Annotated in this window: 4 protein-coding genes; all 4 read right to left on the bottom strand. The window is 65.5% G+C overall.

What is annotated here, in order from left to right; genetic code table 11:
• Positions 1 to 122: 122 nt before the first annotated feature.
• The 4 genes from gvpN to K2Z83_RS28040 all read right to left on the bottom strand — a co-directional run bounded on the left by gvpN (position 123) and on the right by K2Z83_RS28040 (position 3,620).
• On the bottom strand, positions 123 to 1,061 hold the full coding sequence (gene gvpN / locus K2Z83_RS28055) for a gas vesicle protein GvpN (RefSeq protein ID WP_220598477.1): 939 nt from the start codon (positions 1,059 to 1,061) through the stop codon (positions 123 to 125).
• A 117-nt stretch (positions 1,062 to 1,178) separates the two neighbouring features.
• A complete protein-coding gene (locus K2Z83_RS28050; RefSeq protein WP_220598476.1) occupies positions 1,179 to 2,378 on the bottom strand; it encodes a hypothetical protein in 1,200 nt (399 codons plus the stop codon).
• A gap of 117 nt (positions 2,379 to 2,495) precedes the next feature.
• Complete coding sequence (gene gvpA / locus K2Z83_RS28045) at positions 2,496 to 2,711, bottom strand: gas vesicle structural protein GvpA (RefSeq protein ID WP_220598475.1); 216 nt, start codon at positions 2,709 to 2,711, stop codon at positions 2,496 to 2,498.
• Between the two features lie 198 nt (positions 2,712 to 2,909).
• Entirely contained in the window at positions 2,910 to 3,620 is a 711-nt protein-coding gene (locus K2Z83_RS28040; RefSeq protein WP_220598474.1) for a response regulator transcription factor, read from the bottom strand.
• Positions 3,621 to 3,660: the final 40 nt, after the last annotated feature.

The following is a 3,660-nucleotide window of genomic DNA, read 5'->3' as shown; positions in this document are numbered from 1 at the left end:
CGGCACCTGGGGGATGGAGCGCAGCGAAGGGGTTCGAGCCATCGTGTTTCCCTTTATCAATAGCCGAAGAGCAGCATCTGCGCGGCGCAGCCGCAGCCGCTACGTTCCAATCCCGGCATCGGCTAGAAGCAGTGCGCAGCGATCAGATCGAGCAGCATCTTGCGATGCTGCTTGCGCAGATCCTGCTCGCGATTGCCGAAGCTCTTCTTCGATCCCAAAATATCCAGGCAGATATCCACAAAGCGCGGGTTCTCGGCCGAGGGCCGCATCCCCTCGAGGGTGATCACCCGTGCGATCATGAGGGCCGCCCGCATCGTCGGCGTCTGCGAGTAGGCGCCGCTCGCCCGATAGGCGTGAACCAGGCCAACCACACACATCGCCGTCTCGATATCGGCGCCCGAGGAGGCGGCCACGATCATCGCCTCGGTGTGCTCGTCGTAGAAGTCCAGGTCGATGGTGATCAGCCGGTCGCTCAGGGCGTCCTGGGCCTCATGGACGCCCGCGTACTCCTGAGGGTTGCTGGTGAAGATCGCCCGAAACTCCGGGTGAACCCGAATGTAGGACTCCTCGCGGCCGGCGGTGGGCAGCACAAGCATGCGCTCCTCCAGCACCGTCAGGAGGATATTATTCGCCTCGGGGCGCGAGCGGGTGAACTCATCATAGATCAGGGTGTAGCCCTCGCGGCAGGCCGTCGTCAGGCGATTGTCTACCCAGCGCTGGACCGCGTCCTCCTCATACTTCACCACCGAGTGGATGAAGCGGTCGACGACGCGCCGGTAGCGATAGCCGTTCTGCCCGCCGACGAGATCGGCGGCAGTGAACTCCTCGTCGCCGACGATCAGCATCACCGGGCGGCCGATCAGCGCGGCGACATGGAGCGCCAGAGTCGTCTTGCCAGTGCCGGCGGGCCCGCGGAAGTGGACGGGGAAGCCCGCCCGCAGGTAGGTGGATGCCCGCTCGCTAATATCCTGCGTGACGTGGGTAGCGACAAAGCTGGCGCTCGGGCGCAGGGCGAGGGTGGCGCGGCTCTGCTCGGCCGTAGTGCGTGCTGCGAGCGTCATGGCGTCTCGTTGCTCCTCATATCGGGATTGGCAGCCAGGTGCCGCAGGCCGGCCCAGCCACCGAGGCATCGTCGCGGCGGCGGTCACACACCCGCCGCCGGCCTACAGGATGCGGATCTACGACGGCATACCGGCAAGGCTACGCGCCTGGACGATCCAGTCCTCGACATTCGCGAGCCGACCGGACTCGCCGAGCGCCTTGCGCAGCTCCTCGGGGCTGCTCAGAGCCAGCTGGATGTAGGTGCAGATCCCGGCCCGGTCGAGGCGCTGCTGAAGGGCCGGGCCGATGCCGTGGATAGTCGTGAGGTTATCGCGGTAGGAGCGGGCCTGCGGCCCCTCGGCGGCGGGCTCGGCAGGGGCATGGCGGCGACCAGCGCGCGGGCGCTCAGTGCCCTGGAGCGCATGTTCCGCCTCTTCCAGCGCGCCGACAACAGGGACCAGTCGGTGGCGAAGATCCTCAACCAGCCGGCGGAAAGACTGACGGTGGGCGGGCGTCGTCGGCCAGGGGGCCGACTCAAGCTCATGGCTCAGCAAGGTGACATTGCGCTGTACGCCAGAGACAATCTCAAGCAGCTGATCGCGGTCGGCGGGGGAGAGACGCTCGATCGCACGCATCGCATCGGCGAGGAACGGCTGCACATTGCCGACCAGCCCATCGATCTGGGCGCTGATCTGCCGCTCCTGGGCGTCGCTGGTTGCGCCGCCCTCAAGGGCGCGCAGGATCGTCACGCGCGCCATCTGGGCGTAGGCCACCAGCCCGGCCTGTCCGAGCCGCTGCACCATGTCGCCCTCGTGCTCCGCCATGTCCAGGCTAGCCGGCGTCGGCGACGAGTCGGCCGGGCGGCTGGCGCGCAGATCCATCAGCATATCAGCAACATCGTCCACGCGCGCCTGCCGGCCCGATGCCAGCGCTGCCGCCTGCTCAGCGGCGCGGGCGGCACGGTTCGCGCTCAGATCGTCCAGGTAGTTAGCCACCTGCTGGCGCAGGTCGCGCAGCTCATAGGCGCGCTGGGACTGCCGGTCAGCGGCGCGGGCGCGGCGGTCATCGGATAGGCTCTGGAGCAGATCGGCGACATCATCGCGGAGGGCGGAGATGGTCGTGCTGAGGTAGATTCGCTGCGACTCGGCGCTGGCAGCATGATCGGCGTCAAGGTCGGCGAGCGCGTTTGCCACCACATCGTGGAGCTGTGCGGCCTGCGCGGCCAAGGTCTGGCGCTGATCGGCGGCGGCCTGCTGGCGGGCCAGTCGGTAGTGCCGGATCTGGTGGCCGACAGCCTCGCGCACATCGGCGGAACGAGAGATGTGAGATGATGTCACCGCGCGGCTCCTTACTATGCTTCCATACGCGTTCAGGCCTGACACGGAGGGCCAGACAAAAGTAGCGACACGCCGACGCGTCAGAGCGCGCTGGGTGCGTCGGCGTGCCGCCGGCGACTACGCGGGCGACGCGGCGGAAGCCGTGAGGCCCACCGCCTCAGCGTACTTCAGGTAGGTGTCCACGCCAGCGATCACCACCCGGGCCTCGATTGCCAGAAGCTCGATGCCCACGAGCGACACGCGAACCCAGGCATCAATCACAATGCCCTTGTCCAGAATGCGGTCCACGACCTCGGCAAGACTGCTTGATGCGTTTACCTTCTCGACAGCCATACCAAACCTCCATCTGATGTAGTGCTAGGACACTGGGCGCGCTTCCCACGACTATTACACCTCATAATCGTGGACCCAACCGTTAGCCCTGTGCAAGCATTCTGTTAGGGTTGTGTTAGGAGGTCAACGAATAGGAAGCGAATACACGAATGACGCCACGTGTGGCGTCATTCGTGTATTCGCTTCCTATTCGTCGAGCTACCCAGCTTGGTCGCCGCGCAAAATATAGCCGTGGCGGGCCACCGTACAGAGGCGCACAGGGCGGTGCGGGTCGGGCTCGATCTTCGAGCGCAGGTTCATCACGTGCCAGCGCACCAGGCCCGGCTCCGCCGTATCCGGCGCGTAGTTCCACACCTCGCGCAGCAGACGATCACTTGAGCAGACCTCGTTGGGGTGACGCATGAGGTAGCCCAGCAGATCGAACTCGGCCGGGGTGAGCTGCACCGGCGTCCCAGACACCTCAGCCTGGTAGGTGTGGAGATCGAGGCTCAGGCTGCCGACGCGCAGAATATTTCTCCGCTCCGCAGAGGCCGCCGCACCCCGCGAGCGCCGAATCAGCGCCCTCACCCGCGCCTTCAGCTCGCGCAGGTCGAAGGGCTTGCTCATATAATCGTCAGCGCCCTCATCAAAGCCGCGGATACGATCATCAACAGTGTTGCGCCCGGTCAGAAAGAGCACTGGAATATCGGCCAGATCCGCGTGCGTGTGCAGCGCAGCACAGAGCTCAAAGCCGTTCATCTGCGGCATCGACACATCGAGCACCATCAGATCTGGCCGCTGGAGCTGCGCCAGATTGAGCGCCTCCACGCCGTTATGCGCCATGCGGACGGTGTAGCCCTCGTCGTAGAGCGCGCGCCCCACGAGCCAGAGCAGATCGTCTTCATCATCGACGAGGAGAATATGTCGCATCTCACCCTCCTACCGGCACCTATAGGGGAAGTGGAAATTT

This window comes from Oscillochloris sp. ZM17-4, from assembly GCF_019599295.1.
Classification (GTDB): domain Bacteria; phylum Chloroflexota; class Chloroflexia; order Chloroflexales; family Chloroflexaceae; genus Oscillochloris.
Note: the sequence above shows the minus strand (reverse complement) of the source record. Positions and strands in the feature narration are given on the sequence as shown.

Coding starts and splice junctions, on each gene's coding strand:
- gvpA (WP_220598475.1), bottom strand. CDS start 2,711: ATGGCTGTCGAGAAGGTAAACGCATCAAGCAGTCTTGCCGAGGTCGTG.
- K2Z83_RS28040 (WP_220598474.1), bottom strand. CDS start 3,620: ATGCGACATATTCTCCTCGTCGATGATGAAGACGATCTGCTCTGGCTC.
- gvpN (WP_220598477.1), bottom strand. CDS start 1,061: ATGACGCTCGCAGCACGCACTACGGCCGAGCAGAGCCGCGCCACCCTC.